The organism is Microtetraspora sp. NBRC 13810 (genome assembly GCF_030268685.1).
Lineage (GTDB): Bacteria > Actinomycetota > Actinomycetes > Streptosporangiales > Streptosporangiaceae > BSRQ01.
The window spans coordinates 77,573-103,796 of record NZ_BSRQ01000010.1; the positions used below are offsets into that span (position 1 = coordinate 77,573).

The window sequence follows — 26,224 nt, forward strand, 5'->3', positions numbered from 1 at the left end:
GGCACCCGGGCAGGGCAGTCTCGATACCGGCCCGCCTCAGCGCTCACATCCTCGGTGACCTGCTGTTTCCCCTCCGAAGTGACGTCACGCTCCACCGGATCGCGCTGTTTCCACGGGATATACGTTCACCTATTCCCAGGCGCGCGCGAAGCGCCGGTAGGTGCCGTCGTGGGTGCGCAGGCGTAGCCACCGGTCGACGTAGGTCAGGAAGTCCGGGTCGCCGCGGCGCATCAGGTACGCCTTCTCCGCGAAGGTGAGAGGGCGGTCGGGACGAACGGCGCACAGTTCCGGGTGCAGCCGGGCCTGGTAGCGCGCCTCGGCGGCGTCGGTGATCATCACGTCGGCGCGGCCCGCCGCGATCTCGTCGAAGATCCGGTTGTTGTCCGGGAAGACGGTGACGCGGGCGTGCCGCAGGCGCGTGCGGGCGAACGTCTCGTTCGTGCCGCCCGGGTTCACCACGACCCGCACGCCCCGCCGGTCGATCCGCGTCAGGCCGGTGTACCTGCCGGCGTCCTCGCACCTGGCGATCGGCGCCTTCCCGTCCTCCAGGTAAGGCGCGGTGAACACCGCCTCACGGGCGCGTTCGAGGGTCGCGGTGATGCCGCCCATGGCGATGTCGCAGCGGCCCGCCGTCACCTGGGCGAGCAGGCTCGCCCAGGTGACCGGGACGAAGTCGGCCCTGGCCCCGAGGCTCCCCGCCAGGTCGCGGGCCATGTCGACGTCGATGCCGCGATAGGCGCCGGTCGCGGGATCGCGGTAGGTGAACGGCCGGTAGTCGCCGGTGGTGCAGACGCGCAGCACCCCGGCCCGCGGCACCTCGTCCAGCAGCGAGCCCCGCGGCGGTGCGGCGGAACCCGCCGGAGTGTCTCCCGCGGCCGTGCAGGCCGCCCCGGCGGCCACGACCGACAGTACGGAAAGTACGGACAGTACGGCTGTGCGTAGGCTCGTCCACACGATCAGGCGTCTCCCTGCTGACAGAGGGTCACGGTCACGTGAGATGTTCCCGTTCTCGCCGGTGCGCGCGGTCGAAGAAACGGTGAATCGCCGTTGCTGCTACAGGTTTTCCCATAAGATCCCCTGGAGCTTGTCGATCATGATGTGGCACACCACGCGGAGATGGGGCGAGATGACCGATAGGCGAGACCTGTGGAAGAGCGGTGTCGACACCACCCGGCCGAGCATCGCCAGGGCCTACGACGTCGTCCTGAACGGCAAGGACAACTTCGAGGTCGACCGGGCCTTCGTCCATGAGATCACGAAGGTCGTCCCGGAGATCTACGACGTGGCCACCTACAACCGGCAGATCCTGGGCCGCGGCGTGCGCTTCATGGTCGGCCAGGGTGTCACGCAGTTCATCGACCTGGGCTCGGGGCTGCCGACGGTGGAGAACACCCACCAGGTCGCGCAGCGGGCGGACCCGCAGGCACGGGTCGTCTACGTCGACAACGACCCGATGGTGCTGGCCCACGGCCGGGCGCTGCTGGCCGAGAACGCCCGGACCGCGGTGATCACCTCCGACCTGCGCGACCCGGCGGAGATCCTCGCCGCCCCGGACGTGCGGCGGCTGATCGACTTCGACCGGCCGGTGGGCGTGATGCTGGTCGGCGTCCTGCACCACCTGCACGACGACGACGATCCCGCGGGCCTCGTGCGGTCGTACATGGAGGCCGTGCCCGCCGGCAGCCATCTGTTCGTCACCCACTTCTGCGCCTCCACCCAGGACGCCAGGGACGCGGAGAAGAAGTTCCTCTCCCTCCTCGGCACCGGCAGGTTCCGCACGCCGGAGGAGATCACCGCCTTCTTCGACGGCTTCGACCTGGTCGAGCCCGGCGTCGTCCCGCTGCCCCTGTGGCGCCCGGAGGAGCAGGTGCCGGCCGACCTCACCGTGGGCCAGCGCCTCATGTTCGGCGGCATCGCCCGCAAGCACTGAACGGCCCCCACCCCGCGGGCCGTCAATGGCGCGTACGGCATGGCCGGGCACGGCCGCGGCGCGTCGTCCAGCGTGGCGGCGGACCGGAGGCCCCGCCCGGCCGGTTCAGGACTCCAGCAACCGGCCCGGCCGGTTCAGGACTCCAGCAACCGGTCCGGCCGGTTCAGGACTCCAGCAACCGGGGCCCCGGTCCCTGCTCGGCGAGGACGTCGCCGGGGTTGACGAGCAGGCACTGCTCGAAGGACAGGCAGCCGCAGCCGATGCACTCGGTGAACCGGTCGCGCATCCGCTCCATCTTCGCGATGCGCGCGTTGACCTCCTGCTTCCAGTACTCCGAGACGCCGACCCAGAACTCCCGGGTGGGCTCCGCGTCGTGCGGGAGCATGCCGAGCACGTAACCGATGCAGGACAGCGGCATGCCGGCGCTCTGGGTGGCGCGGATGAAGGCGACCCGGCGCAGGGTCGTGCGGTGGTAGCGGCGCTGGTTGCCGGTGGTGCGCCGGCTGCGGATCAGCCCCTGGCGCTCGTAGAAGCGCAACGCGGAGGCGGGCACGCCGCTGCGCTCGGACAGCTCTCCGATGGTGAGTTCCTTGGTGATCGTCCCCTGGTCCGGCATACCGGCCAGCCTAGCTTGACTTAAACCTTTGTTTAAGTCCGAGAGTGTTCCTGCGCACCGAAACGGTTGTGAACGAACAGGAGAATCTCGCCATGCTGGAAAACCCCCGCCCGCTGAAGGTGGCCGTGATCGTCGGCAGTGTCAGGGAAGGCAGGTTCGGCGCCGTCGTGTCGCGGTGGTTCGCCGCCCAGACGGCCGGGCGCACCGACATGACGGTCGACGTGGTGGACCTCGCGGACGTCCCGCTCCCCCTGGTGCTGCCCGCCTACGGCGGCACCCCGTCGCCCGAGACCGTTCGCGCCCTGGCCGGCCTGAGCCCCCGGCTGGACACGGCCGACGCGTTCGTGGTGATCACCCCCGAGTACAACCACAGCTTCCCCGCCTCGCTGAAGAACGTCATCGACTGGCACCAGCGGGAGTGGCACGCCAAGCCGGTCGGCTTCGTGTCCTACGGCGGCCTGTCCGGCGGGCTGCGCGCGATCGAGCAACTGAGGATCGTCTTCGCCGAGGTGCACGCCGTGACCATCCGCGACACCGTCAGCTTCCACAACGCCTGGGGCGGGTTCGACCCCGAGAACCCGGCCACCGGCCCGGCCGGCTGCGAGAGCGCGGCCAAGACCATGCTCGACCAGCTCGCCTGGTGGGCCCACGCCCTGCGCGACGCCAAAACCGGACGCCCGTACGCCGCCTGACCCCCGCCCGCAGCCACCGCCCGCCCCCGCCCCGCCCGGCGAACGCGGCATCCGCCCGGCGGACCGCGGCACGCGCCCGGCGGGCCGTGGCACGCGTCGTCAACTGCATGGCGCTCACTGCCAACGACAAGCCCGGTCGGACTCCAGCATCCTGGGGACGCCGTAGTTGATCAATGCGAAACACATGCGGAGGACGCACCTATGCTCACGCTCAAGCGGGACGCCCGGCTCGGCGAACCGGCGACTCGCTCCGCACGGAGGCGCGGAAGCGGCGCCGGGCGCCGGATCGGCGCCCTGTTGGGAACCCTGGCCATGACCGCGGCCATGTCGATCGCGGCCACGCCCCCCGCACAGGCGGCCCCGTGGCTGTCGGACCCCGGCTCGTGCACGAACGTGCAGACCGGAAGGCAGGCCGACGGCAACGGCTACACCGTGCAGATCAGGTACGGCACGTGTGGCGGCGTCCAGTACGGCTGGGGCCGGGTGCTCAACGGCCGTGCCGACATGTACGTCTTCTTCGAGGTCGACATCACCGGCGACCGCAGGTCCGACGGCAACGACTCGCGGCTGATCGGCACCCGGAACTACACCAGCGGCTATGCGACGGCCTCGGGCAGCACCCGGGCCTTCCGCGCCTGCGTCATCAAGGACCCGACCTGGGACTGCAACGCCGCCAGCGTCGTCACCGCCTGGTGGTGACGCACCGGCGATAGCGGCACTCGGTCAGGCGCCGTGCAGGGCGGGCACCGTGCCCCAAGGCGGCGGTGACTTCGGGTCAAGCGAGCCCGTACGCCCGGCGCGGCGCCTGCGCCTCGTGCCGCGGATCGCCGGACAGTGCTTCCGTGGGCCCGGGGCAGGTGTCGCGGGCGGCCGGGAGCGAGAAAGCGGGAAGCATGATCGAGGTGATCGGGGCGGGCCTGCCGCGTACGGGCACTCTGTCGCTCAAGGCGGCGTTGGAGCGGCTGGGGTTCGGGCCGTGCTACCACATGTTCGAGATCTACGACCATCTTGAGCTCATCGACCGCTGGCTGCCCGCCGTGCCGGACACCCCGGCGGGATGGGAGCGGGTGTTCGCGGGTTACCGTTCGACGCTGGACTGGCCGGCCAGCTTCTTCTGGCGCGAGCAGGCGGCGGCGTTCCCGCGGGCGAAGGTCGTCCTCACCGTGCGCGACCCCGCGGGCTGGTGCACGAGCTTCCACAACATGATCAGCCTGCGCGCCGAGCCGATGCCGCCGGACGCCCCGGCGGCGGCCGTGTCCTTCCAGGCGAGCTTCGCGCGCATCCAGCCGCTGCTGGGACGGATCGTGCGCGCCACCTTCGGGGAGGATCTGCGTTTCCCGGACGAACTGCCGAGCGAGGAGCAGGCCGCGCGGGCTTTCGACCGGCATGTGGCCACCGTACGGCAGAGCCTGCCCGCCGACCGGCTCCTGGTCTTCGACGTGCGCGAGGGCTGGGAACCGCTGTGCGCCTTCCTCGACGTCGACGTGCCGGCCGGTGAGCCGTTTCCGCGGCTCAACGACATCGAGGCCACCAAGCGCAGATTCGAGCAGTTCAACCTGGGCCGCCGGTAGCCGCCGGCCTGCGGTCCCGCCGTAAAGCACGGTCATGCCCCAGTAGAGCGTCCCGGGAAGACGGTAACTTTCCCGCAAGATACCCATCAAAGCTCATCTTCTCCCCGGCGGCCCCCGTCCCCATTCCGCCTAATCTGGCGGCACGGGGGGAAATATCGTGACTGGCGAATCGCGAGTTCATGTCAGGAGAGAAGCCAGTCCGGGCGGGAACGGCGGTATCGCGGAACTCCTCTTGCGGGCCGCGGCGACATCCCCGCCGGACTTGGGAGTCTGTTACATCGACGATTCGGGCGACGCCGACGTCCAGCCGTACCGGGACCTGCTGGACCTGGCCCGCCGCCTGCTCACCGGGCTGCGGAAGGCGGGCCTCGCGCCGCGGGCCAGGGTGGCGCTGCTGCTGGAACGGCCGCGGGACGTCGTCCCGGCCTTCTGGGCGTGTGTGCTCGGCGGATACGTGCCGTGCCCGATGACGCCGCTGCGCGGGGACGCCGGGCGCTGGGCGGCGCAGCTCCGGCACGTCGGCAGGCTGCTGGGCGACCCGGTGGTGATCACGAGCGCGGCCATCAGGCGGGACATGCCGACCGCGCCCGGCCTCCGGGTCGTGCTGCTGGAGGACCTGCCCGCCGCCGACCCCGAACCGGCGTTCCCGGCGCCCGACCCGGACGAGGTGGCGCTGCTGATGCTGACCTCGGGTTCCTCCGGCGACAGCAAGGCCGTCATGCTCACCCACGGCAACCTGCTGGCGGCCCTGGCCGCGAAGGCCGAACGGCTGGAGTTCCAGGCCGAGGACGTCATGATGAACTGGATCGCCTTCGACCACGTGGCCGCCTTCGAAGGGCACCTGCTCCCCCTGTCGGCCGGCGCCGCCCAGGTCCAGGTGCAGCCGCAGTTCGTCCTGAGCGACCCGGTGCGATTCCTGCGCCTGGCGGCGGCGCACCGGGTCACCCTCACCTTCGCCCCCAACTTCCTCTTCGCCGGCATCGACCGGGCACTGGCCGACGCGCCCCCGGATCCCGAACTCGACCTGTCCGCGCTGCGGCTCGTCATCTCCGGCGGCGAGGCGGTCGTGTGCGCCACCGCGCGGCGCTTCCTGGCCGGCCTGGCGCCGTACGGGCTGCGGGAGGAGGCGATCGCGCCCGCGTTCGGAATGACCGAGACGTGCGCGGGCAGCACCTTCTCCCGCGAGTTCCCCGCCGTGGACGCCGGGCGGGAGTTCGCGTCGCTCGGCCCGCCCGTCCGCGGCCTGCGGTTGCGCGTCGCGGACGAGCGGGACACGCCGCTGCCCGAGGGCGCCACGGGCGAGCTCCAGGTGCGCGGCCCGATGGTCTTCCGCGGCTACCTCAACGACCCGGAGGCGACCCGCGCGGCGTTCACCGAGGACGGCTGGTTCCGCACCGGGGACCGCGGCTCCCTCGTCGGCGGACGGCTGCGCCTGGCCGGCCGTACCAAGGAGAGCGTCATCGTCAACGGCGTCAACTACTACAGCCACGACGTGGAGACGGCGCTGGAAGAGCTGGAGGAGGTCGAGAACTCCTGCGTGGCCGCCTTCCCGACCCGGCCGCCGGGCAGCGACACCGAGCAACTGGTGATCGCCTTCACCCCGGCCGTGCCGATGTCCGACGAGGCGGCGATCCACCGGGTGCTGGTGGCGATCCGCACCACCGTCGTACTGCTCTGGGGTTTCCGCCCGGCGCTGATCCTGCCGCTGCCCAGGGCGGAGCTGCCGAAGACCAGCCTGGGGAAGATCCAGCGCGCGGTGCTGCGCGGTCGCCTGGAGCGGGGGGAGTTCGAGGCCCGCGAGCGCTGGGTGGCCGAGCTGACCGAACGGCGGCTCGGCGGGAACGTGCCGCCGCGCGACGACACCGAGCGCGCGGTCGCCGGCGTCTACGCCGACCTGTTCGGCCTCGACCCCGGCCGGGTCAGCGCCACGGCGAACTTCCTGGAACTGGGCGGGACGTCGCTGGACGTGCTGCGGCTGAAGCAGCGCCTCCAGCGCGCCTTCCCGGCCGCCGACCTGCCGGTCCTGACGATCCTGCGCTCGCCCACCGTCCGCGCGCTGGCCGCCCTGCTCGGCCGTGGCGCGCGGACCGGCGACGGTTACGACCCCATCGTGCCCCTCCAGCTCACCGGGGACCGCACCCCGCTGTTCTGCGTGCACCCCGGGGTGGGCGAGGTCCTCGTCTTCGTCAACCTGGCCGGCTACTTCACCGGCGAGCGTCCCTTCTACGCGCTCCGGGCCCGGGGCTTCGCCCGCGGCGAACCGTACTTCACCGGCTTCGAGGAGATGGTGTCCTGCTACGTGCGCGCGATCCGGCGGCGCCAGCCGTCCGGGCCGTACGCGATCGCCGGCTACTCCTACGGCGCCGCCGTGGCGTTCGAGATCGCCAAGGCGCTGGAGGGGCAGGGCGAGCGGGTGGACTTCGTCGGCATCTTCAACCTGCCGCCGCACATCAGGGCCCGCATGCACGAGCTGGACTTCACCGAGGGCGCGGTGCACCTGGCCCTCTTCCTCGACCTCGTCACCCCCGAGCAGGGGGACGAACTCCTCGGCCGGATCCGCGGCCTGTCCCGGCCCCGGCAGATCGACCACATCATGCGGGCCGCCTCCAAGCGCCGCCTGGCCGAGCTCGACCTGGACCGGAAGGGCTTCGCCGCCTGGGTCGAGCTGGCGCAGTCCCTGGTGAGGGCGGGCCGCTCCTACGAGCCGAGCGGCAGCGTCGCCTCGCTCAGCGTCTTCTACGCCATCCCGCTGCACGGGACCAAACAGGACTGGCTGGCCGGCGAACTACGCAGATGGGACGACTTCGCCCGCGGCGAGAACCGGTACATCGAGGTACCCGGCGAGCATTACACCCTCATGAACGCCGACCACGTCGGCGCCTTCCAGCACATCCTGCGCACCGAACTGGACCGCGCCCTGGGCGGGAAATGACCCGCCCGGCCAGGCGGGTCGGCCGCGCTCGGACGGCGGCATCCGGTCTCCCTCGACCTGGCCGGCGATGCGGCCGTGACCTTCGTGGCCACGGTGGTCTCGTCCCGCCGCCGGTCAGAAGCGGAAGACCGGGCCGGTCGCCCCGTGCAGCTCGCAGAGGTTGACGAAGGACCTGCGCCAGTCGACCGGCCTGCCGTTCCAGGTCCCCTTCGCGGTCGCGGTGACCGGGGCGTGCTCCAGGGTGCAGACGCCCGGCGGCTCCTTCAGCCGGTCGAAGTTCCCACCGGCCGCCTGGATGGCCGCGCACGCGCCCTTCGCATCCGGATGGCCGTTTCCCGCGCCGCCCGGGCAGGTGAGCCGCACTCCTCTGGTCCAGGTGTTCTCGTCGCCGGAGACGGTCAGCGAGAAAGTGCCCGGGACCGGGGCGGGGGCGGGGGCCGGGGCCGCGTGCGCGGGCGATGCCGAGATGAGGAGGGACGCCGCCGCGGCCACGCCGCAGGCGAAGGACATGCGCATGAACGCTCCCGAACACGGTTGACACGTTGAGCATCTTGGACGTCACTCATTGTGACCCATCGCGCCGAGATCGAACAGGTCACCGTGCGGCTCGACGTCGGCCCGTAGCCCGTGCTCGACACCCTCGTACGGCTCTACCTCACCCAGGCCGGGAACGCTCGCGGCCGGCCTTCCTCATCCCTTCCCTCGGCCGAGGGTCGTCCCCCGGAGGTTCGCATGCACACCGCTTTCCCTGTCCCCGTCACCGTCCGCTACCCGCTGTTCGTCCGCGGCGGTATCGCCCTGGCCCTGATGGGCTTGACCCGGCTCGCCGTGAGCGGCAGCAGCCACCGCGCGTCCGTCACCGCGACGGACGCACGCCCCACCGCTTCGCCATTCCCGGCGGGGCGGTGGGGGCCTTTTCTCATGTCAGGGCCGCAACGGCGATGCCTGTAGCAGGAGATATCCCCAGCGCTGGACATGAATGAGCCCCGCACAGCTAGCCTGATAGTTGACGAGACTTTCAGGAAGGCGGCGGGGCTATGCCCGAAGGTTACAGCAGAATGAAGCTTTCTGCCCGGCTCCAGACTGTCAGGAAGCGGCGGGGTCTAACCCAAAAGGAACTAGCCGATCTGGCCGGTGTCTCCGTCAGCCTCGTACGTAAGATCGAGCAAGGCGTCGTCCAAGACACCCGACTTGAAACGGTTCGCCGATTCGCAACCGCTCTGCGTATCCCCACCACGCAACTCGTCGGCCCCCGCCCTGACGACCAGGAACAGCCAGCCGGACGCGAGATATGGGAGCCCACCAAGCGAGCCCTCATCGGGCAGGTGGAACAGCCGTCAGAGCCGCCGACCGCCGAAGGCGTGCGTGCCGGGTTCGAGGCGCTCAAACCGCTTCTGGCGGCCAACAAGTACGCCGAGATCGCATCGCTCCTCCCGCTGCTTCTGCGCGACGCTGACGCCCTCAGCGGGGACGGCAGGGCGGTCCGCTCCCGGCTGCTCAACATGACCGGGTGGATACTCACCCAGACTCGCCAGTACGGCGCCGCCGAACCCACCCTGCAACTCGCGCTCGACACGGCGGACAACCGGTTGGACGCCGGCGCGGCCGTCAACACCTTGGGCTGGCTGCACCTACGCCGCGGCCTGCTCGACGACGCCCGCGAGTTGACCGTCCGGTGGGCTGATGAGCTTGAGCCCCGATTCAGCAGGGCCACAACCGCCGAGCTGAGCGTGTGGGGGCGATTGCTGCTGAACGTGTCCGCTGCCGCGATCCGCGACAACCGCGAGGGGGAAGCGGAGGACACGATCAGGCTCGCCCGCTCAGCAGCCGTGCGCATCGGTCACGAGACGCTTTCGGATGCCAGCACGACACGGACGTTCGGCCCCGTCACCGTCGCGATGATTCACGCCGAACATTCGACCGTTCAGGACAAGCCGGACAAGGTGCTCGCCATTGCAGCCCGCGTCCCCACCACGCTCCTACATGGGCAATCTGCCAGCAGAAACCGGCATCGTCTCGACGTGGCGAATGCCCTGGTGTCCACGCGTCAACGCAGTGAGGCCCTAGGCGTCCTGACCGACCTATCGCAGAGTTCGCCGGAATGGATTGCTTCGCAGCGGTACGCGAAAGACATCCTCGGCCGTGTGATCAATCGCAGGCGAACCCTTACAGACGAAATGCGCAGCCTCGCGGACACGATAGGAATGGCTTACTGACCTGCGCGTTTAACGCGGATTGACACTTCCGAGATCACGTCCGGAAAAGTGTCAATGACAGCGCGTCACGCCCGTTCTACGGTCGCGATGTGAGCAGGTGCGGCGTCGGCTTATTCGCCCTCCGACCGGAGTCTCGGCCTGGCGCTGCGCCTGCTCACCCCCTTACATGGCGGAACCCGCCGAGCGTCTGCAGCGCGTCGGCGGGCTCCTTGATCGCATGGAGGTGCGACCCAATGCATCACCCTAGGACAGAACAGCCCTCGGTTCTCTACCGCCGAAACCACGACCCGGAGCGCCGGTCCGCCGCCGCCAAGCTCAACGCGGCCACCCCGGCTTGGCTGGTGCTCTACAGCCTGCACCGCAGGAAGTTCTACGCCATCGCCGCGTGGCCGGCCTCCGAGCCGGTCGTCCTGTGGGCGCGCACCGCCGAGGACCTCGCCGAACAGATGCGCTCGATGACCCCGGTGGTTCCGCGTCCGCGGGTTCTTCAGGACGCCCGATGAGAGGCCGGCCGGAGTCCCCGCCGATGTCCGCGGTCTCTCACCTGAAGGCTCTCGCCGACGTGCTCGGCAGCCTGTCCCTGGGCGCCCGGGTAGAGGACGGTGACACCCCGCGCCTGGTCGTGACGAACCCGCGGGTGTCGCAGCTCAGCGAGTCCATCACTGTCGCCCTGGACGGCGACAGCGTGCGCCAGTTCTGGTGGTCGTGGGGCGACCCGATAGCCCCCGTGGGCGACCTACATGCGGTCGCGACGCGAATCAGGTACGTCCTCACCCCAACGAAGAATCTCCCATGACCCCGGAAGAAGAGGCGCTCCACCTGAACGTCCTCGACCAGACCTTCCCCGCGTGGCGGTTCACCGTACTCAACGACGGCTGGTGGGCCACCAAGGTCGACCCACCCACGGAGAAGGAGAAGGCGTTGGGGGTGTACGCGCAGATCCGCCGCGACCACCCCCACGCGCTCGTCTCGGCCATCGCCGAGCAGCAGGGCATCATCTCCGCTCGGCGCGGCATCTCCGTCTGACGACCCTCTGAGCCCCTCGGCGGGGGCATGCTTCCCCCAGGTCGTGTCCCCGCTGAGGTGCCAACACGGCGCCCCCTGTCCTCATCCGAGGGCAGGGGGCGCTCTCGTGCGCGTACGGCTGCGCGCCCAGCACTTTTCGATCTTGATGCCAGGGGTGCCAGGCCAGATGCCAGCCCCCTGCCAGGAAGGTGCCAGAAATCCTGGAACCCCTCCTGACCTGTAACCCTCCCCCCAACCCCCGCCCCTCACACAACAGGGGGTGCCAGACGATCACCCGACGTCACTCATTGTGACTCATCGCGCCGAGTGGTTCGGCCTTTCCAGGATGGCGGCCGGTTCCCCGGCCCCGCGCTGGAGTCGCTGGCCGAACGGGCGCTGGTGCCGGTACGGCTGCTCACCGTGCCGGACCGGCGGCTGCCCGCCCTGGTGGAGCGGACCGCCTACTTCGTGACCTCCAAGGCCATCGCCAACGCCGCCAAGCACGCCGCCGCGACCGAGGTCACCGTCGAGGTGTGCGAGGTGGGCGCGGCTCTGTGGCTCACGGTGGCCGACGACGGCGTGGGCGGCGCCGACCCGCACGGCTCCGGCCTGCGCGCCCTCGCCGACCGCGTCGCCGCCGCCGACGGCCGTCTCACCGTCACCAGCCCTCCGGCCCGCGGCACCCGGCTCACCGTCGTGCTGCCCCTCATCCCCGAGTTGCTCGCCCGGCCGCGTCCGCGATGACCTGACGGGCGTTGCGGAGCTCGGCTTCCCGTGCCCGCAGGAAGAGGCGGAAGTCCTCGGGGTGGGCGGCGACGGCGGCGCGCTGGATGCGCTGCTCGGCGGCGGACCAGAGGGCGACGAGCCCCACCTGCCGCTTGCAGCCGACGTCGGCCTCGGCGACGGCGATCTCCCGCGGTGACGCCCGCCCGGATCGCGCCCAGGCCGGATCGGCGGACGCGTCGAAGGGGACGCCGTAGGTGAATCCCCTGGCCCGCATGCACGCGCTCCACCTGCCGAAGACCGCCACGACCACGGGATCCCGCTGGGACGCCCTGAAGGTCTCGCCGATATGGCCGTTCAGCCGTTGCCGGTCGATGTCGGGGAGTCCTTCGGCCAGCCGCGCGCGGGCCCGGGCCCGGCAGCCGCCCTGCCCGTCCGCGCCGTAGGCCGCGTGCCGCACCGCCGGGGACAGCGCCTCCCTGCGCCGCCACACCTCCGCGCGGGCACGCTGGTCCGGGGCCGGCGGCGGCAGGTGGTAGCCGTAGCGGCGGGCGAGCTCGGGTTCGATCAGGCCGTAACGCCTGCGGTTGAGTGGATCCGTGTCCTGCTCCGCCGGCGGCGGCAGCGTCTCCCAGTCCAGGCCGAGACCGCGCATGCAGGTGCGGGTGAGCAGGTCTTCGGCGTGCTCGACGGTGTGGATGTCGAGCCGGGACAGGCTGTAGTCGTCGAAGGGGACGCGGAGGCCGCGGACCTCCGCGCTCACCTCGGGGGCCTCCTCGGCCGGTGCCGGGGCGCCCGTCCCCGCCGCGCATCCGGCGGCGAGGACGAGACCCGCGGTGAGGACCACGACGCCGCTCCGGCGGATCGGCACGACTCCGCTTTCCCCTCGCCCCGCTAGATGACGAAGCGGACGGAACTCGCCACGTTGTCGAAGTTGGAGGGGTTGTTGCTGTTGCTGGTCAGATCCCTGTCCGAGGAGTGGGCCAGGGCGGTGTAGGCGGCGCCGGAGTAACGCACGTCGGAGTACATCACCGCGCGCTGGTCGCCGGTGTTCCTGAAGGAGCTGATGTTGTCGCTGATGTTCCCGCTGCTGTCGGACCAGTAGTTGTTCAGGAAGTTGTCGTCGTTGGCCGTGAGGAGCGACCAGCGGCCCTTGAAGTCGTCGTGCTCGTAGACATAGAGGGAACGGGCCGCCAGGTTGTCCGCCCCGGTGGCCTCGGCCGCCACCGCCGGCGCTCCGGCGCCGAGTCCCAGCGCCAGAACCCCGGCCGAGAACATGATCTTGCGTCGCACCTTGCCGTCTCCCTTCGCGCGGTGTGCCCGCGACGAGTCGCCACAGCCTTACACGACGCTACGTTACCATGTCATTACTTTGGGTTAAGCCTATACGCCCCGCCAGTCGACCTTCTCCTTCGCCAGGAAGGCCGGGACGGCGGCGCGGAAGTCCTCGCTGCCGAAGGCCGTGAAGACGAGGTCGTCGCCGTCGGGCAGCGACGCCACCCGCAGCCGCCTGACCGCCTCCTTCGCCGCCCACATCGACAGCGGCGCGTGCGAGAGCAGCCGCCGCTCGGTCTCCGCGAGCCGGTCCGCGAGCTCCTCCGGCGGGCAGACCTCGGCCACGAACCCCGCGGCCGCGGCCTCCTCCGCGGTGAACATGCGGGCGCGCAGCAGCATGTCGAGGGTGCGGGCGGGGCCCAGGTGGTGGACGAGCAGCGAGTAGGTGTTCATCGACAGGCAGTTGCCGAGCGTGCGGGCGATGGGGGCGCCGAAGCTCGACCCGGTGGTGGCGATCCGCAGGTCGCAGGCCGCCGCGACGATCAGGCCGCCGCCGACGCAGTACCCCTGGACGGCAGCGACGGTCGGCACCCTGACGCGTTCCAGGCGGTCGATGATCCGCTGGATCCGGTGCTCGTACGCGACGCCGTCGTCCCCGGTACGGAAGGCGGCGAACTGGGAGATGTCGGTGCCCGCGACGAACGCCCGCCCGCCTTCGCCGGACAGCACCAGCAGTTTCACGCCGGGATCGGCGTCGGCCGTCTCGCACGCCTCGTAGAGACCGTCCCACATCGCCCAGGTCAGCGCGTTGTGCTGGGCGGGACGGTTGAAGCTCACCCGCAGCGCCGGACCGTCCCTGGTGACGAGGATCTCGCCGCCGGTCTCCGTCCGCTGTCCGGTTGGCTCGGTCGTGGGCTCGGTCGTTGGCTGGGTCATGGATGTGTCACTCCCCTGGTCGGATCCTCGCCGTCATCGGTGCGGGGCGGGCCGCCACGCCGTCGGCGAGCAGCCGTTCGATCTCGTCCTCCGCGAGGCCGGTCTCGCGCAGGACGTCGAGCGTGTCGGCGCCGAGCGGCGGTCCCGCGGGGCCCCGGCGGGCCGGGGTCGCGGAGAAGCGCATCGGCGAGCCGAGCTGGCGTACGCCGCCGAGCGCGGGGTGCTCGGCGTCCCAGAAGAAGTCCCGTTCGGACAGGTGCCCGTCGGTGAAGACCTGCGCGTAGTCGTGGATGGGGGCGCACGGCACGCCGTGCGCGTCGAGGTCGGCCACGAGCCGCGCGGTGGGCCGTCCGCTGGTCACCGCCTCGATGGCGGGGATGAGCTCGTGCCGCAGCGCGTGCCGGTCGTGCGCGTCGGCGTAGCGCGGGTCGGCGAGCAGGCCGGGCAGGCCGAGGGCGGTGCACAGGCCGGTCCAGGTCTTCGGGGTGACCGCGCCGAGGGTGCACCAGCCGTCGGCGGTCCGCACCGCCTGGTAGGGGGCCGAGCTCTGGTGCGCGGAGCCGAGGGGACGGCCGGACTCCCCGGTGGCGAAGTACTTCCCGGCCTCCCAGATGGCCAGCGAGACGGCCGACTCCAGCAGCGAGACGTCGATGTGCTGTCCCTCGCCGGTGAGCTCGCGCGCCCGCAGCGCCGCCGTCGCGGCCAGCGCGCCGTACAGGCCGCAGGTCAGGTCGGCGACGGGCACGCCGGCCTTGACGGGGTCGCCGTCCGGCATGCCGGTGATGCTCATCAGCCCGCTGCGCGCCTGCGCCATGATGTCCAGGCCCGGCAGCGCGGCGAGCGGCCCGTCCTGCCCCCAGCCGGACGCCGAGACGTAGACGAGCCGCGGATTGGTCCGGCGCAGATCCTCGTACGCCAGGCCGAGCCTGCGCATGGCGCCGGGCCGGAGGTTCTCCACCAGCACGTCGGAACGGTCGGCGAGGCGGCGCAGCACGGACACGCCCGCCGCGGACTTCAGGTCCAGCGCGAGCGAGCGCTTGTTGCGGTTGAGCCGGGCGAACGGCGAGCTGTGCCCGTCGAGGAACGGCCCGACGTCGCGCACCTGGTCGCCGCCGGCCGGGTTCTCCACCTTGACGACGTCGGCGCCCAGGTCGGCGAGCTGCATGGCGGCGAACGGGGCCGCCATGAACACGCCGACCTCGATCACCCGCACGCCGGCCAGCGGCGCCACCTGCTGCGAGCCCATCGTGCCCCCCGGAGTCACGACCCACACTCATGTTCGCCAAGACGACCAGCGTAGCCAATCACCCCGTCCGATCCGCTTCCGGCTCACCTGCCCGGGTTCGCGAGCCGAGGAGACGTGAAGAGCGCCGAACCCCGGATCCGCCTGACCGCGGAGACCTACCGGCGCCGGCCACCCGTCGAGGTCATGGACCCGACCACGTCCCCTACCCGGCGGCGTGTTCACGTATCGATCGGCCGGCGGAGGTGCGGCCCGGTGGCGTCACTGGTGGTCGGGGTCTACGGCGAGGACGACGTGTACCAGGTCCTCGATGGCGTGGGCCAGCCGGGCGTCGGCGAGTTCGTACCGGGTCTGGCGGCCTTCGGGGACGGCCACGACCAGGCCGCAGCCGCGCAGGCAGGCGAGGTGGTTGGAGACGTTCTGCCGGGTGAGGCCCAGGTCGTCGGCGAGTCTGGCCGGGTAGGCGGGGCCTTCCAGCAGGGAGATGAGCAGGCGGCAGCGGTTGGGGTCCGCCAGTGCTCGGCCGAGCCTGGCCATCGCGTCGAGACGCGTCGCGGCAGTGAACACGGTTATCACGGTACACCATTCGCTGTACATGCATAGATCCTCGACTCTCTATACATTGCTTGCTGTATATACAGTGATTGCTGTATAAAAGCGGCTGTAGCGGACGGTCTGGGGAGAGTGAGGTCTCATGGGGCACGGACACGGACACGGGCACACGGAAAGGACCGCGGCCGCCGCCCATCGCGGCCGGCTCGTCATCGTGTTGGTCCTCACCACGACCGTCCTGGTCGTGGAGGCGGTCGGCGCGGTGTTGTCGGGGAGCCTCGCGCTGCTCGCCGACGCGGGGCACATGGCGACGGACGCCGCGGGGGTGGCGCTCGCGCTGTTCGCGGTGTGGATGGCGGCGCGACCGGCCAGCGCCCGCCGTACCTTCGGCTACCAGCGGGCCGAGATCCTCGCCGCCGCCGTCAACGCGGTGCTGCTGATCGGCCTGAGCGCGTACATCCTGTACGAGGCCGTCGGCCGGTTCACCGCTCCCGAGCCGGTGGACGGGCCGATCATGCTGGTCACCGCGGCGGCCGGGCTGGCGGCCAACGCGATCGGGCTGTGGCTGCTGCGCCGGGGGCAGGCCGAGAGCCTCAACGTGCGCGGTGCCTATCTGGAGGTGCTCAGCGACCTGGTCGGCTCGGTCGCGACGATCGTGGCCGCGGTCGTCATCACCCTGACCGGCTGGCCGTACGCCGACCTGGCCGTCTCGGTGGTCATCGCGCTGTTCATCCTGCCCCGCACCTGGGCGCTGCTCCGCGAGGCCGTGCACATCCTGCTGGAGGCGGCGCCCAGGGACGTGGACCTGGACGAGGTACGCCGCCACCTGCTGGAGGAGCCAGGCGTCACCGACGTGCACGACCTGCACGCCTGGACGATCACCTCCGGTGTGCCCGTGATGTCCGCGCACGTCGTCGTCGAGGAGGAGACCCTCGCCAACGGCGACTTCGGCCGGCTCCTCGACCGCCTCCACGAGTGCCTGGCCGGCCACTTCGACGTCGAACACTCCACCCTGCAACTCGAACCCGCCGGCCACGCCGACCACGAGGGCGCCCGCCACCGCTAACCCGCCACACGCCCGGCACGGCCACCGGCTCACCGGGCGGGGCGAGCGGGGCGTCGCCGGGCGCACGGCCGGCCGGGCGGGCAGAGGCAGGGCGGCCCGATACGCCCCCGTGCGGACCTGTGCGGCGCCGGTGATCGGGTCTATGTTGAATGGTGATCGTCCGCGGTCTCATCCCGCGACGGCGGCGCCCGGTCCGGCCTTCCGACGAGAGGAACTCCGATGCCCCGCCCCCTGGTCGCGTTCAACCCCCTGACCTGGTACTTCACCGCGGACGGCCGGTACGACGCCACGGTGGCGCCGCCGTTGCCGGAGATCTACCGGCAGCTTCGCGAGGCCGGGTTCGACGCGGTCCACGTGGAGATCCCCGGCACGATGACCGTGGCCGGGTACCGCCGTCTCCTCGACGACTCCGGGCTCGCGCCCGCGCCCGGCTACTTCCAGGCGCCCTTCGGCGAGCGTGACACGATCGCGGCGACCACGGAGCAGGCCAGGAGGGCCGCCGGGGCGCATGCCGAGCTCGGGCTGGAGCGGATCTTCATCGCCGACCGGTTCGGCGACGCCGGGCCGCGGCTCGCCGCACCCGGGGTGGGCGCGGGCTTCGACCGGGACCGGCTGGACCGGATCATCGAGGGGCTCTCCGCCGCGGCGGCGGCGATGGCCGCGGAGGGCGTGCTGCCCTGTCTGCACCCGCACGTGGGCACCTGGATCGAGACCCCGGAGGAGACGGACGCGGTCCTGGCCGGGGTGAGCGCGGAGACGCTGCTGTTCGGGCCGGACACCGGGCACCTGGCCTGGGCGGGCGCCGATCCGGCCGCGTTCATCGGCCGCCACCTGGACCGGGTCGGCGCGGTGCACCTCAAGGACCTGCGCCACGCCGTACGGGAGCGGGGGCAGGACTACGAGCGGAGCACGTCGGACCACCTGTGGACGGAGCCCGGCCGCGGCGACGTGGACCTCGCCGCCGTCCTCTCGACGCTCTCCCGCTTCGAAGGCTGGTACGTCGTCGAGGTGGACTTCGCCGACCAGCCCACTCCGCAGGAGTCCGCCGCCGTGTCCGCGGCGTGGGTGAGGAAGCACCTCGGGGCAGGGTGACGCGGGCCGCCGGGACGGATGACGCCGCAGGTCAGACACTCCGGGACAGTCATGACTATCTGTGTTCGTTGTATTACGCTGCGCAGGTGAACGGGGCCGCGCCCGCGGCTCCCCGCGCTCCAGGAGGCCCCAATGCGACCCACCGTGACCCTGCTCGGCACCCTCACCGCCGCCGGGCTGCTCGCCCTCACCGTTCCCTCCGCGGCGCAGGCCGCCGGGGCCGCGGGGGTGGGGGTGCGGGCCGCCGCCGCGCCGCCGGCGGAGCCGTGCGACCGGGTGCGGAAGGTCGCGCCCCCGATCCTCCGCCGGGTCGCCGCCGGGCAGATCCCGCTGACCACCGGCATGGCGCTGATCGCCGAGCTCGGCGGCACGACCGTGCCCGTCGTGCTGCGCTGCCTCTCCGCCTGACGACCACCGGCGCGGCCGGCCAGCTGATCCATCAGAAACCCGGCGGAAGCCGCTGCCAGGCGGTGACCGCCCTGCGGCTGGCCGGCGTGGACGGGCCGTACTCGCTGGCGCTCAGCGCCGACGCCTACACGGCGGTCAACGAGACCTCCGACCACGGGTACCCGATCCACGAGCACCTGAGCAGGGTGATCGACGGCGACATCATCTGGGCCCCGGCCATCGACGGCGCGTTCCTGCTGTCCACCCGCGGCGGCGACTTCGCCCTGCACCTCGGCCAGGACCTCTCCATCGGCTACCTGTCGCACGACGCCCACGGCGTACAGCTCTATTTGCAGGAGTCCCTCACCTTCCTGGCCTACGCCGGCGAGGCGGCCGTGGCCTTCACCGCTCCCGCCTGACCGGCCCCGCCTCGCGCCGATCCTGAAGAACGCGCAGTTCAGCGGCCTACAGATCGCGCCGGTCGCGCTCTGTAGGACAATGAACGGGTAAGACGATCGATGGAGGAGGACGATCCGGTCCCCGTCCGGGGGTGGGACGGGCGCGAGAGGAGTGTGCGGAATGCAGCAGGCGGGAGTGCTCGACGTCGGGTGCCACAGTGCTCTGCTCACGGTGGTCCGGCCGGCACAAGCGGCGACGGGACTGGAAACGGTGCTGTCGCGCAAGGTGCGGTTGAGGCTGCATCAGATGCTCGCCCCCGACGGACGGCTGCGCGAGCGCGGGGTGCGCAGCGTGCAGCGCGCGGTGGTCGAGGCGATGGAGGCCGGCCCCGATCCGCGGCCGGAGGTGTTCGCGTTCGCCACGTCCGTCATCCGTGACGCGCCCAACCGCAACGAGGTCATCAGCCGGGTCGCCCGGGCCACCGGCACCCGGCTGCGGGTGCTGCCGGGCCGGGAGGAGGCGCGCCTCGCCTACGTCGCCGCCCGGCACTGGGCGGGTGACCACGGCCCGCTCCTGGTGCTGGACATCGGCGGCGGCACCGTGGAGATCGCCTCCGGCACCGGCGGGCAGCCCGACACCGTGCTCTCCCTGCCCTTCGGCGCCAGGACGGTCACCCGCCAGTGGCTGCCCGGCGGCACCGTGTCCTCCAAGCGCCACCTGTCCGGGTTACGCCGGCACCTGCGCGAGGCCCTCGGCGAACTGCCCGGCCTGCCCACGGCCCGGCCCGGCACCCGGGTGCTGGCGAGTTCCAAGACCTTCACCCAGTTGGCCCGCCTCAGCGCCGGCCGGGGAGCGTCTCCGCGCAAGGCCCGCGAGCTGACCCTCACCGGCCTGCGCGCCTCGCTCGCCCTGCTGGCCCGCACCGACATCCGCCGCCGCGGCGACCTCCCCGGCATCAGCGGGCACCGTGCCGAGCAGTCCCTCGCCGGCGCCCTGGTCGCCGAGGCGCTGATGGACGCCTGCGAGACGCCCAGCGTCGAGATCTGCCCCTGGTCCACCCGGGAGGGCCTGCTCCTGGAACGGCTGAGCGTCACCGGCACGGCCGCCCGCCGTCACCGCCTCACCGTCTAGAGCCACCGGCTAGAGCCACCGTCTAGAGCCACCGTCTGGAGCCACCGTCCGCGGGGGTTCTCGCCGTCAGCGCATCTACGGTTCTCGCACAGAGCCGGTGCGCGCCGGACACCGGTTAGACAACTCGTCCATCCAGGACATAATGTCCGAGTGTCCGATCCGAGGGTGTCCCAGTATTCGCCGATCTGCGCCGCGATCGCCGCGCTGCTCGCCCCGCACGCCGAGGTCGTCCTGCACGACGCGGAGCGGGACGAGGTCCTGGCCGTCTGGAACCCGCTGTCGGGGAGGAAGCCAGGCGATCCGTCGTTCCTAGGCGAGCTGGCGCGGCAGCCTCTCGGCGCGGACGGCGTCCACGGCCCGTACGAGAAGACGTCGGCGGACGGCAGGCGGATCTCCTCGGTGAGCGCGGTCGTCCCCGGCGCCGGCGGCCGTCCGGAGCTCCTGCTGTGCGTCAACTTCGACCGGACTCCGATCGAGGACGCGGCGGCGCTGCTCAGGGGCTTCGCCGCGCCGGTCGCCGCCCGGCCGGAGCCGCTCTTCGAGCACGACTGGACCGAGCGGGTGAACGACATCGTCGGCGGCTTCGTCCGCGACCGGCGGCGCCCGCCCGACCGTCTCACCCGCGCCGACCGCCTGGAGGTGCTGGCCGAGCTGGACCGGGCCGGGATCTTCGGCATGCGGGGCGCCGCCCCGGTGGTGGCCAGGGCGCTGCGCGTCTCCCGATCCTCCCTCTACACCCTGCTGACCGAGCTGAGGAGCACCTCGTGACCGCCCTGCCCGACTTCCGGCTGGAGACGTACTTCTCCCGGTGGGAGTTCGACGCCCGCCACCATCTGACCGCGTCCGACGCCGAGACCCTCCCCATGGCCGACCTGCTCGCCCTGGCCGACGAGGAGGATCGCGCCGCGTGGACGGACCTGCGGCTCGGCTACACGCGGACGTACGGCGACCCCGGGCTGCGGGCGGCGATCGCGGGCACCTACACCGGCCTGGAGGCCGAGGACGTGCTGTGCTTCGCGGGCGCCGAGGAGGGGATCTACCTCGCCATGCGGGTGCTGCTCGGCCCGGACGACCATGCCGTGGTGGTCACGCCGAACTACCAGTCGGCCGAGACGGTGCCGCTGTCGCTGTGCGAGGTGACCGGGGTGGCGCTCGACCCCGACCGCGGGTTCGCCCTCGACCTGGCCGCGATCGAGGCCGCCCTCAGGCCGAACACTCGCGTGGTGTCGGTGAACTTCCCGAACAACCCGACCGGCGCGCTGCTCCCCGAGGCCGACTTCCGGCGCCTGGTGGAACTCTGCGACGCCCGGGGGATCCGCCTGTTCAGCGACGAGGTGTACCGGGGCCTGGAGCTCGACCCCGCCGCCACGCTCCCGCAGGCGGCGGACCTGTCCGCGCGGGCGCTGTCGCTCGGTGTCATGTCCAAGTCCTACGGCCTGCCCGGGCTGCGCGTCGGCTGGATCGCCTGCCGCGACCACGAGCTGCTGAGCCGCCTGGAGCGGGCCAAGCACTACACCACCATCTGCAACGCCGCGCCCAGCGAGATCCTCGCCAGGATCGCGGTGAAGGCGCGGGAGACGATCCTGGCCCGCAACCGGGGGATCATCGCCGCGAACCTGCCGCACTTCGAGCGTTTCTTCGCCGAGTTCGACGACCTGTTCTCCTGGTCGGCACCGCAGGGCGGCTGCGTCTGCTTCCCCCGCTACCTGGGTCCCGGCTCGGTCGAGGACTTCTGCGCGGCGCTCGTCCAGGAGGCCGGCGTCCTGCTGCTGCCCGCGGACAACTACCGGTCCGAGCTGACCTCCACGCCCACCGACCGGTTCCGCCTCGGAGTCGGCCGCCTCGACGCCCCGGAGGCGCTGGACGCGTTCGCCGCCTGGCTGCGACACCGAATTCGAGTAATCGAATGAACGCATAGTGTGACGATCATCAGGTGCGGGTAGGAGCGGGCCGGATACCCCCGGCCTCCTGGAGTCCCCATGCAGCACACGGTCCTCGCCGCCGTCGCCGAGCGCCCCGACGCGGACTCGGCGCTCGCCGAGCAGATCCGCCGGGTGCGGACCGCCATGGGCGACCTAGGGCTCCAGGTGCGCTGGACGCACCGGGCCGACGACGCGCTCGCGGTGATCGGCTCGGACGCGTCGCTGGCGGCGGTCCTCGCGGCCTGGGACGCTCCGGGTGCCGACAAGGTGCTCGACGCGGTGGCCAGGCGCTTCCGGCGGTTACCCGTCTTCCTGATGACCTCCGAGCAGGAGCTGCCGCTGTGGGTGTACGAGGTCATCCAGGGCTACGTCTTCCCGCTGGAGGACACTCCCGACTTCATCGCCGGGCGGATCGCGCACGCGGCCGACGAGTACGCCCAGCGCATCCTGCCGCCGTTCTTCGGCGCGCTGCGGCGGCTGGAAGACCACCACCGTTACTGTGGCGCACGCCGGCGCACGCCGGAGGAGTCGCCTTCCTGAAGTCGCCGGTCTGCGGGCGTTCTTCGACTTCCACGGCGAGCGGCTGTCCGCGCTGCCCGGCCGGATCGCCGCCACCACGGTCGTCGTCACCCCGCCCGGGATCCCCATGCTGGTGCCGGGGGAGGCGACCGGCCCGGCCGGCGGCCCGCTGATGACCTACCTGCGCGCCCTGGAGGACTTCGACCTGGCCTTCCCCGACCTGGCCACCGACATCCACGGCGCCCACCGCGACGAGCACGGCCGCTACCAGGTCGAGGTCGTCGCCGGCTGATCCCGGCCGGGTGCGGGGCTGCCGGGTGTGCGATCCTGACGAGGATGCTTCCCCCGATCGGTGAGCTCCGCGAGCACGTCACCGCCAACCTCGCCGCCTTCGAGCGCCGCGCCGTGCCTCCGCCGGAAGGCCACCGGCGGGCCGCGGTCACGGTGTGCGTGCTCGAAGACGGAGCCGGCCTGCCGTACACCGTCGTGATCAGGCGGGCGCCGCGCGGGCGGAATCCCGGGCAGTGGGCGCTGCCGGGCGGGCGGCTCGACGACGGCGAGGAGGCGGTGGCGGGGGCGCTGCGGGAGCTGGCCGAGGAGATCGCGGTCACCGGCGTGGCCGTGGCGGGGCTGCTCGACGACTTCGTCACCGACTCCGGGTTCGTGATCACTCCGGTGGTGGCCTTCGGCGGGCGTCAGGAGCCCCGCGGCGACGCCTTCGAAGTCGCCTCGGTGCACCGGGTGCCGCTGGAGCGGTTCCTCTCCCCCGGCGTGCCGCGCTGGGCGGCCGACCCGGCGGGCAAGCTGCTGCTGCAGATGCCGCTCGGCCCGTCGATCGTGATCCACGCGCCCACCGGCGCGATCCTGTGGCAGTTCGCGGAGGTCGCGCTCCGGGGGCGCGAGGTGCGGGTGGCCGGCGTGACGCAGCCGATCTGGACCCGCCGCTGAGCCGGGCTCACTCCCCGTGGGCGAGCAGCGAGCCGAAGGTGACGTCGGCCGGGGCGAACGGGGCGGTGTCCGGCGTGATCTAAGTTCGTAACCGTGCGAATCATCTCCCTGAACGCTTGGGGCGGCGCGATGTTCGACGAACTCGCCCGCTGGCTCGACGGCTGCGACGCCGACATCCTGTGCCTGCAGGAGGTGACCCACACGCCGACCGCCGGCGGCTGGACCCGGTTCGACGACGACGAGCGATCGCTGCCGCAGCGAGCGGACCTCCTGGCCGACATCCGCTCGCGCCTCCCCCATCACCACGGCCTGTTCACCGCCAGCGACTCCGGCCCGGTCAACGACCACGAGCACCGTTCGCATCAGCAGGACTTCGGGCTCGCCTCCTTCGTCGCCGAGACGCTTCCCGTCGTCGGCATCCGATCCGCGTTCGTGCACGGCGGCTACGTCGAACACCACGACCGATGGCCGAGCCACGACCGGCCCCGCGCCGCACTGGCCGTGCGCGTCTTCGACCGCCGGGCACGGCGGTTCGTCACCGTCGTCAACCTCCACGGCCTGCGGGACGCACGGGGGAAGGCCGACACTCCGGTCCGCCGCGCACAGGCCGAACGGCTCGCGGACCTCATCACCGGCGTGCGCGAGAAGGGCGACCTCACCGTGGTGTGCGGCGACTTCAACCTGCTGCCCGGCAGCGAGACGTTCCGGATCCTCGCCGAGCTCGAACTGACCGACCTGGTCCGGGACGCCGACACCAGAACCTCCCGCTACCCCAAGCCCGTACGGCATGCGAGCTACCTGCTCGTCTCCGACCCCGCCGCCGTCGCACGATTCGAGATCGTGAACACACCCGAGGTGTCCGACCACCGCGCCCTGATGCTCGACCTCCACCCCTGAACGACGTCGCCCCCGCCCAAGGCCACGAAACAGCGGTACCCGCCAGAATGGATCAATGAATCGGACATATTGGTATTAAGTAGACAGGTGTGGGAAGTAGCCACTCGGGAGGGTGCCCATGCCACCAGCCTCGTTACGGAGTATTGCCCGTGCGAGCGGGACAAGCTCAGCCACCGCGGGCGGACATGGTAGGGAGGTCTGTCGGGACCGCGCACTCGATCCTCTCGCATCGGCAAGACCGCTCCTGGAACTCGTTGCAGACGAAGCAAACGACATCCTCGCGCCCGCAGGTCGCACTGGTGCCGGGCGCCGTCGTGATCGAATGGCCGGGAAGGAAAAATCATGTCCGGAAAGGCTGTCTCTCCCGCCAACGTCGCCGCACCGCTGGGCAGTTGGGTCGCTCCCGACTACGAGATCGTCGCGGCGTTCGACGTCCTGATGCCGACCGGCCTGACCGTGACGGACGAAGGGCGCGTGTTCGTCTCCTTCCCCCGCTGGGGCGACGACGTGCCGTACACCGTCGCCGAGGTCGTGGACGGCACGCCGGTCCCGTACCCGAACGCCGAGATCAACGTGTGGCACCCGGAGAGCACGGAGGTCCGGCTCGTCTCGGTGCAGAGCGTCGTCACCGACCCCGTCGGGCACGTGTGGTTGCTCGACACCGGCAGCCTCGCCTTCGCCCCCTGGGTCGAGAACGGGCCGAAGCTGGTGGAGGTCGATCCGGCTGGTGACCAGGTGGTCCGCGTCGTCCGGCTCGACCCTGACGCGGTGACCCCGACGACGTACCTCAACGACGTGCGGTTCGACTTCTCGCGGGGCTCCGGCGGGTACGCGTACCTCACCGACTCCCAGCCCGAGGGTGCGCTGATCGTGGTCGACCTCGGCACCGGGGAGAACTGGGCGCGGCTGCGCGGCCACGAGAGCACCAGGGCGACGGAGGGGTTCCGCGCGATCGTGCAGGGCATCGTCCGGGAGAACTACAAGGTCGGCGCGGACGGCATCGCCATCGGCGCCGACGGCGGTCTCCTCTACTACTGCCCGCTGTCCAGCCGTCGCCTGTACAGCGTCGAGACCGCCGCGCTGATCGACCGTTCACTGGACGACGAGCAGGTCGCGGCCACGATCGTGGACCTCGGGGACAAGGGCGCCTCCGACGGGCTGGAGTCCGACACCGACGGCGCGGTGTACGCCACGGCGTACGAGCACAGCGCGGTCCTCAGGCGCGACGTCGATGGGACGTGGTCGACCGTGCTGCACGCCCCGGACCTGTTGTGGCCGGACACCCTCGCGCTCGCGAGCGACAGCTGTCTCTACGTGAGCGTCAACCAGTTGCCGCGGACCCCGCTGTTCAACGACGGGATCGACACCCGGGTGCCGCCGTACCTGATCGTGCGGGTGCACGTCGGCCGCCGGCCGATCCGGCTGACGTCGCTGCGGTGATGGACTGGGCGGTGGAGGCGGTGGCCGACTATGGTGACGGCCAACCCATGGCATCTGCGGCGGGTCGTGGCCATCCGGGGCATGCTCTCCACCACCGACCTGCTCGGCCGGCCGGCCGAGCGGATGGACTACGCCGCCGACAGCTGCCGCCGATCCACGAAGGACACCGCACCGTGACCGAAGCACACCAGCAGGCCGTCATCCTCATCACCGGGATCCAGGCGGCCGGGAAGTCGACCGTCGCGCAGTCGCTGGCCGAACGGCTGCCTCGCTCGGTGCACGTCCGAGGTGACCTGTTCCGGCGCATGGTGATCAACGGGCGGGCGGACATGACCCCCGATCCTTCCGAGGAGGCGGTCCGGCAGCTGCGTCTGCGCCACCGACTGACAGCGGCGATCTGCGATGAGTACTTCCGGGAGGGGTTCACGGTGGTCGCCCAGGACGTCATCCTCGGCGAACACCTCACCGAGACGATCGAACTCATCCGGCAGCGGCCGCTGCTCGTCGTGGTGCTCGCCCCACGGCCCGAGGCCATCGCCGCCCGGGAGGCAGCCCGCGGCAAGAACGCCTACAACCGGTGGACCGTCGACCTGCTCGACGACAGCCTGCGGAACGAGACCCCCCGCCTCGGGCTCTGGCTCGACACCTCCGGCCAGACCCCGGACGACACCGTCAACGAGATCCTCACCCGAGCATGGACCGAGGCCGAGGTCCAATGACCAAGCCCCCATT

32 protein-coding genes are annotated in these 26,224 nt (G+C 71.5%); 24 read left to right on the forward strand and 8 right to left on the reverse strand.

From position 1 onward, the window contains the following. Positions 1-129 precede the first annotated feature (129 nt). Positions 130-954 (reverse strand): transporter substrate-binding domain-containing protein, encoded by an 825-nt coding sequence (locus tag QSK26_RS21035; RefSeq protein WP_285776913.1) that lies wholly within the window; start codon positions 952-954, stop codon positions 130-132. Positions 955-1,126: 172 nt separating this feature from the next. On the opposite strand from QSK26_RS21035, the gene QSK26_RS21040 reads away from it, so the two are divergent. Next, positions 1,127-1,930 (forward strand): SAM-dependent methyltransferase, encoded by an 804-nt coding sequence (locus tag QSK26_RS21040; RefSeq protein WP_285776914.1) that lies wholly within the window; start codon positions 1,127-1,129, stop codon positions 1,928-1,930. Between the two features lie 163 nt (positions 1,931-2,093). Here QSK26_RS21040 and soxR read toward each other — a convergent pair whose 3' ends face one another. Beyond that, positions 2,094-2,546: a redox-sensitive transcriptional activator SoxR gene (soxR, locus tag QSK26_RS21045; protein ID WP_285776915.1), complete on the reverse strand. Its 453-nt coding sequence runs from the start codon at positions 2,544-2,546 to the stop codon at positions 2,094-2,096. A gap of 92 nt (positions 2,547-2,638) precedes the next feature. On the opposite strand from soxR, the gene QSK26_RS21050 reads away from it, so the two are divergent. The 4 genes from QSK26_RS21050 (at position 2,639) to QSK26_RS21065 (ending at position 7,741) form a co-directional block, all read left to right on the forward strand. Continuing rightward, the gene (locus tag QSK26_RS21050; RefSeq protein ID WP_285776916.1) at positions 2,639-3,238 is read left to right on the forward strand and encodes an NADPH-dependent FMN reductase; all 600 of its coding nucleotides are present in this window, start codon (positions 2,639-2,641) and stop codon (positions 3,236-3,238) included. 201 nt (positions 3,239-3,439) lie between these two features. Then, positions 3,440-3,937: a hypothetical protein gene (locus tag QSK26_RS21055; RefSeq protein ID WP_285776917.1), complete on the forward strand. Its 498-nt coding sequence runs from the start codon at positions 3,440-3,442 to the stop codon at positions 3,935-3,937. A 194-nt stretch (positions 3,938-4,131) separates the two neighbouring features. After that, the gene (locus QSK26_RS21060; RefSeq protein ID WP_285776918.1) at positions 4,132-4,809 is read left to right on the forward strand and encodes a sulfotransferase family protein; all 678 of its coding nucleotides are present in this window, start codon (positions 4,132-4,134) and stop codon (positions 4,807-4,809) included. Positions 4,810-5,071: 262 nt separating this feature from the next. Further along, positions 5,072-7,741, forward strand: coding sequence for a non-ribosomal peptide synthetase (locus tag QSK26_RS21065; RefSeq protein WP_285776919.1), 2,670 nt, complete (start codon positions 5,072-5,074; stop codon positions 7,739-7,741). 114 nt (positions 7,742-7,855) lie between these two features. Here the strand turns inward: QSK26_RS21065 and QSK26_RS21070 are convergent, their stop codons facing one another. Continuing rightward, positions 7,856-8,257, reverse strand: coding sequence for an SSI family serine proteinase inhibitor (locus QSK26_RS21070; protein ID WP_285776920.1), 402 nt, complete (start codon positions 8,255-8,257; stop codon positions 7,856-7,858). A gap of 521 nt (positions 8,258-8,778) precedes the next feature. Here QSK26_RS21070 and QSK26_RS21075 point away from each other — a divergent pair. From QSK26_RS21075 to QSK26_RS21095, 5 genes are all read left to right on the forward strand, one after another. After that, on the forward strand, positions 8,779-9,957 hold the full coding sequence (locus QSK26_RS21075; protein ID WP_285776921.1) for a helix-turn-helix domain-containing protein: 1,179 nt from the start codon (positions 8,779-8,781) through the stop codon (positions 9,955-9,957). 233 nt (positions 9,958-10,190) lie between these two features. Continuing rightward, entirely contained in the window at positions 10,191-10,460 is a 270-nt protein-coding gene (locus QSK26_RS21080) for a hypothetical protein (protein ID WP_285776922.1), read from the forward strand. A 23-nt stretch (positions 10,461-10,483) separates the two neighbouring features. After that, positions 10,484-10,753 carry a hypothetical protein gene (locus tag QSK26_RS21085; RefSeq protein WP_285776923.1) on the forward strand — a complete coding sequence of 90 codons (270 nt, stop codon included), beginning with the start codon at positions 10,484-10,486 and terminating at the stop codon, positions 10,751-10,753. Next, positions 10,750-10,983 (forward strand): hypothetical protein, encoded by a 234-nt coding sequence (locus QSK26_RS21090; protein ID WP_285776924.1) that lies wholly within the window; start codon positions 10,750-10,752, stop codon positions 10,981-10,983. Before QSK26_RS21085 ends, QSK26_RS21090 begins: the two co-directional genes overlap by 4 nt. A gap of 306 nt (positions 10,984-11,289) precedes the next feature. Then, complete coding sequence (locus QSK26_RS21095; RefSeq protein WP_285776925.1) at positions 11,290-11,706, forward strand: ATP-binding protein; 417 nt, start codon at positions 11,290-11,292, stop codon at positions 11,704-11,706. Here QSK26_RS21095 and QSK26_RS21100 read toward each other — a convergent pair. The 5 genes from QSK26_RS21100 to cmtR form a co-directional block, all read right to left on the reverse strand. After that, entirely contained in the window at positions 11,669-12,556 is an 888-nt protein-coding gene (locus tag QSK26_RS21100) for a hypothetical protein (protein ID WP_285776926.1), read from the reverse strand. The two genes, QSK26_RS21095 and QSK26_RS21100, sit on opposite strands and share 38 nt — an antisense overlap. A 23-nt stretch (positions 12,557-12,579) precedes the next feature. Continuing rightward, a complete protein-coding gene (locus tag QSK26_RS21105) occupies positions 12,580-12,978 on the reverse strand; it encodes a peptidase inhibitor family I36 protein (protein ID WP_285776927.1) in 399 nt (132 codons plus the stop codon). A gap of 90 nt (positions 12,979-13,068) precedes the next feature. After that, positions 13,069-13,896 carry an enoyl-CoA hydratase/isomerase family protein gene (locus QSK26_RS21110; protein WP_285776928.1) on the reverse strand — a complete coding sequence of 276 codons (828 nt, stop codon included), beginning with the start codon at positions 13,894-13,896 and terminating at the stop codon, positions 13,069-13,071. 7 nt (positions 13,897-13,903) lie between these two features. Continuing rightward, positions 13,904-15,160, reverse strand: coding sequence for a CaiB/BaiF CoA transferase family protein (locus QSK26_RS21115; RefSeq protein ID WP_285776929.1), 1,257 nt, complete (start codon positions 15,158-15,160; stop codon positions 13,904-13,906). A gap of 240 nt (positions 15,161-15,400) precedes the next feature. Beyond that, positions 15,401-15,706 carry a Cd(II)/Pb(II)-sensing metalloregulatory transcriptional regulator CmtR gene (gene cmtR, locus QSK26_RS21120; RefSeq protein ID WP_285776930.1) on the reverse strand — a complete coding sequence of 102 codons (306 nt, stop codon included), beginning with the start codon at positions 15,704-15,706 and terminating at the stop codon, positions 15,401-15,403. Positions 15,707-15,833: 127 nt separating this feature from the next. Here cmtR and QSK26_RS21125 point away from each other — a divergent pair, with 127 nt between their 5' ends. The 14 genes from QSK26_RS21125 (at position 15,834) to QSK26_RS21190 (ending at position 26,211) form a co-directional block, all read left to right on the forward strand. Continuing rightward, positions 15,834-16,757 carry a cation diffusion facilitator family transporter gene (locus QSK26_RS21125; RefSeq protein ID WP_285776931.1) on the forward strand — a complete coding sequence of 308 codons (924 nt, stop codon included), beginning with the start codon at positions 15,834-15,836 and terminating at the stop codon, positions 16,755-16,757. 219 nt (positions 16,758-16,976) lie between these two features. Continuing rightward, the gene (locus QSK26_RS21130) at positions 16,977-17,849 is read left to right on the forward strand and encodes a sugar phosphate isomerase/epimerase family protein (RefSeq protein WP_285776932.1); all 873 of its coding nucleotides are present in this window, start codon (positions 16,977-16,979) and stop codon (positions 17,847-17,849) included. Between the two features lie 132 nt (positions 17,850-17,981). Next, positions 17,982-18,257 (forward strand): hypothetical protein, encoded by a 276-nt coding sequence (locus QSK26_RS21135; protein WP_285776933.1) that lies wholly within the window; start codon positions 17,982-17,984, stop codon positions 18,255-18,257. A 62-nt stretch (positions 18,258-18,319) separates the two neighbouring features. Continuing rightward, positions 18,320-18,655 carry a family 1 encapsulin nanocompartment shell protein gene (locus tag QSK26_RS21140; protein ID WP_285776934.1) on the forward strand — a complete coding sequence of 112 codons (336 nt, stop codon included), beginning with the start codon at positions 18,320-18,322 and terminating at the stop codon, positions 18,653-18,655. A 160-nt stretch (positions 18,656-18,815) separates the two neighbouring features. After that, complete coding sequence (locus tag QSK26_RS21145) at positions 18,816-19,766, forward strand: Ppx/GppA phosphatase family protein (protein WP_285776935.1); 951 nt, start codon at positions 18,816-18,818, stop codon at positions 19,764-19,766. 150 nt (positions 19,767-19,916) lie between these two features. Further along, the gene (locus QSK26_RS21150) at positions 19,917-20,534 is read left to right on the forward strand and encodes a helix-turn-helix transcriptional regulator (protein ID WP_285776936.1); all 618 of its coding nucleotides are present in this window, start codon (positions 19,917-19,919) and stop codon (positions 20,532-20,534) included. Continuing rightward, complete coding sequence (locus QSK26_RS21155) at positions 20,531-21,676, forward strand: aminotransferase class I/II-fold pyridoxal phosphate-dependent enzyme (RefSeq protein ID WP_285776937.1); 1,146 nt, start codon at positions 20,531-20,533, stop codon at positions 21,674-21,676. Before QSK26_RS21150 ends, QSK26_RS21155 begins: the two co-directional genes overlap by 4 nt. Before the next feature lie 69 nt (positions 21,677-21,745). Then, entirely contained in the window at positions 21,746-22,228 is a 483-nt protein-coding gene (locus QSK26_RS21160; protein WP_285776938.1) for an Orn/Lys/Arg decarboxylase N-terminal domain-containing protein, read from the forward strand. After that, positions 22,188-22,499 carry an Orn/Lys/Arg family decarboxylase gene (locus QSK26_RS21165; RefSeq protein ID WP_285776939.1) on the forward strand — a complete coding sequence of 104 codons (312 nt, stop codon included), beginning with the start codon at positions 22,188-22,190 and terminating at the stop codon, positions 22,497-22,499. The genes QSK26_RS21160 and QSK26_RS21165 overlap by 41 nt, the downstream gene beginning before the upstream one ends. Positions 22,500-22,543: 44 nt before the next feature. Then, positions 22,544-23,155: an NUDIX hydrolase gene (locus tag QSK26_RS21170; protein WP_285776940.1), complete on the forward strand. Its 612-nt coding sequence runs from the start codon at positions 22,544-22,546 to the stop codon at positions 23,153-23,155. A gap of 93 nt (positions 23,156-23,248) precedes the next feature. Beyond that, positions 23,249-24,052: an endonuclease/exonuclease/phosphatase family protein gene (locus tag QSK26_RS21175; protein WP_285776941.1), complete on the forward strand. Its 804-nt coding sequence runs from the start codon at positions 23,249-23,251 to the stop codon at positions 24,050-24,052. A gap of 342 nt (positions 24,053-24,394) precedes the next feature. Further along, positions 24,395-25,492, forward strand: a complete 1,098-nt coding sequence (locus tag QSK26_RS21180) for an L-dopachrome tautomerase-related protein (protein WP_285776942.1) — start codon at positions 24,395-24,397, stop codon at positions 25,490-25,492. A 30-nt stretch (positions 25,493-25,522) separates the two neighbouring features. After that, on the forward strand, positions 25,523-25,669 hold the full coding sequence (locus QSK26_RS21185) for a hypothetical protein (RefSeq protein WP_285776943.1): 147 nt from the start codon (positions 25,523-25,525) through the stop codon (positions 25,667-25,669). Continuing rightward, positions 25,666-26,211: an AAA family ATPase gene (locus QSK26_RS21190; protein ID WP_285776944.1), complete on the forward strand. Its 546-nt coding sequence runs from the start codon at positions 25,666-25,668 to the stop codon at positions 26,209-26,211. The genes QSK26_RS21185 and QSK26_RS21190 overlap by 4 nt, the downstream gene beginning before the upstream one ends. The last annotated feature ends 13 nt before the right edge of the window (positions 26,212-26,224 follow it).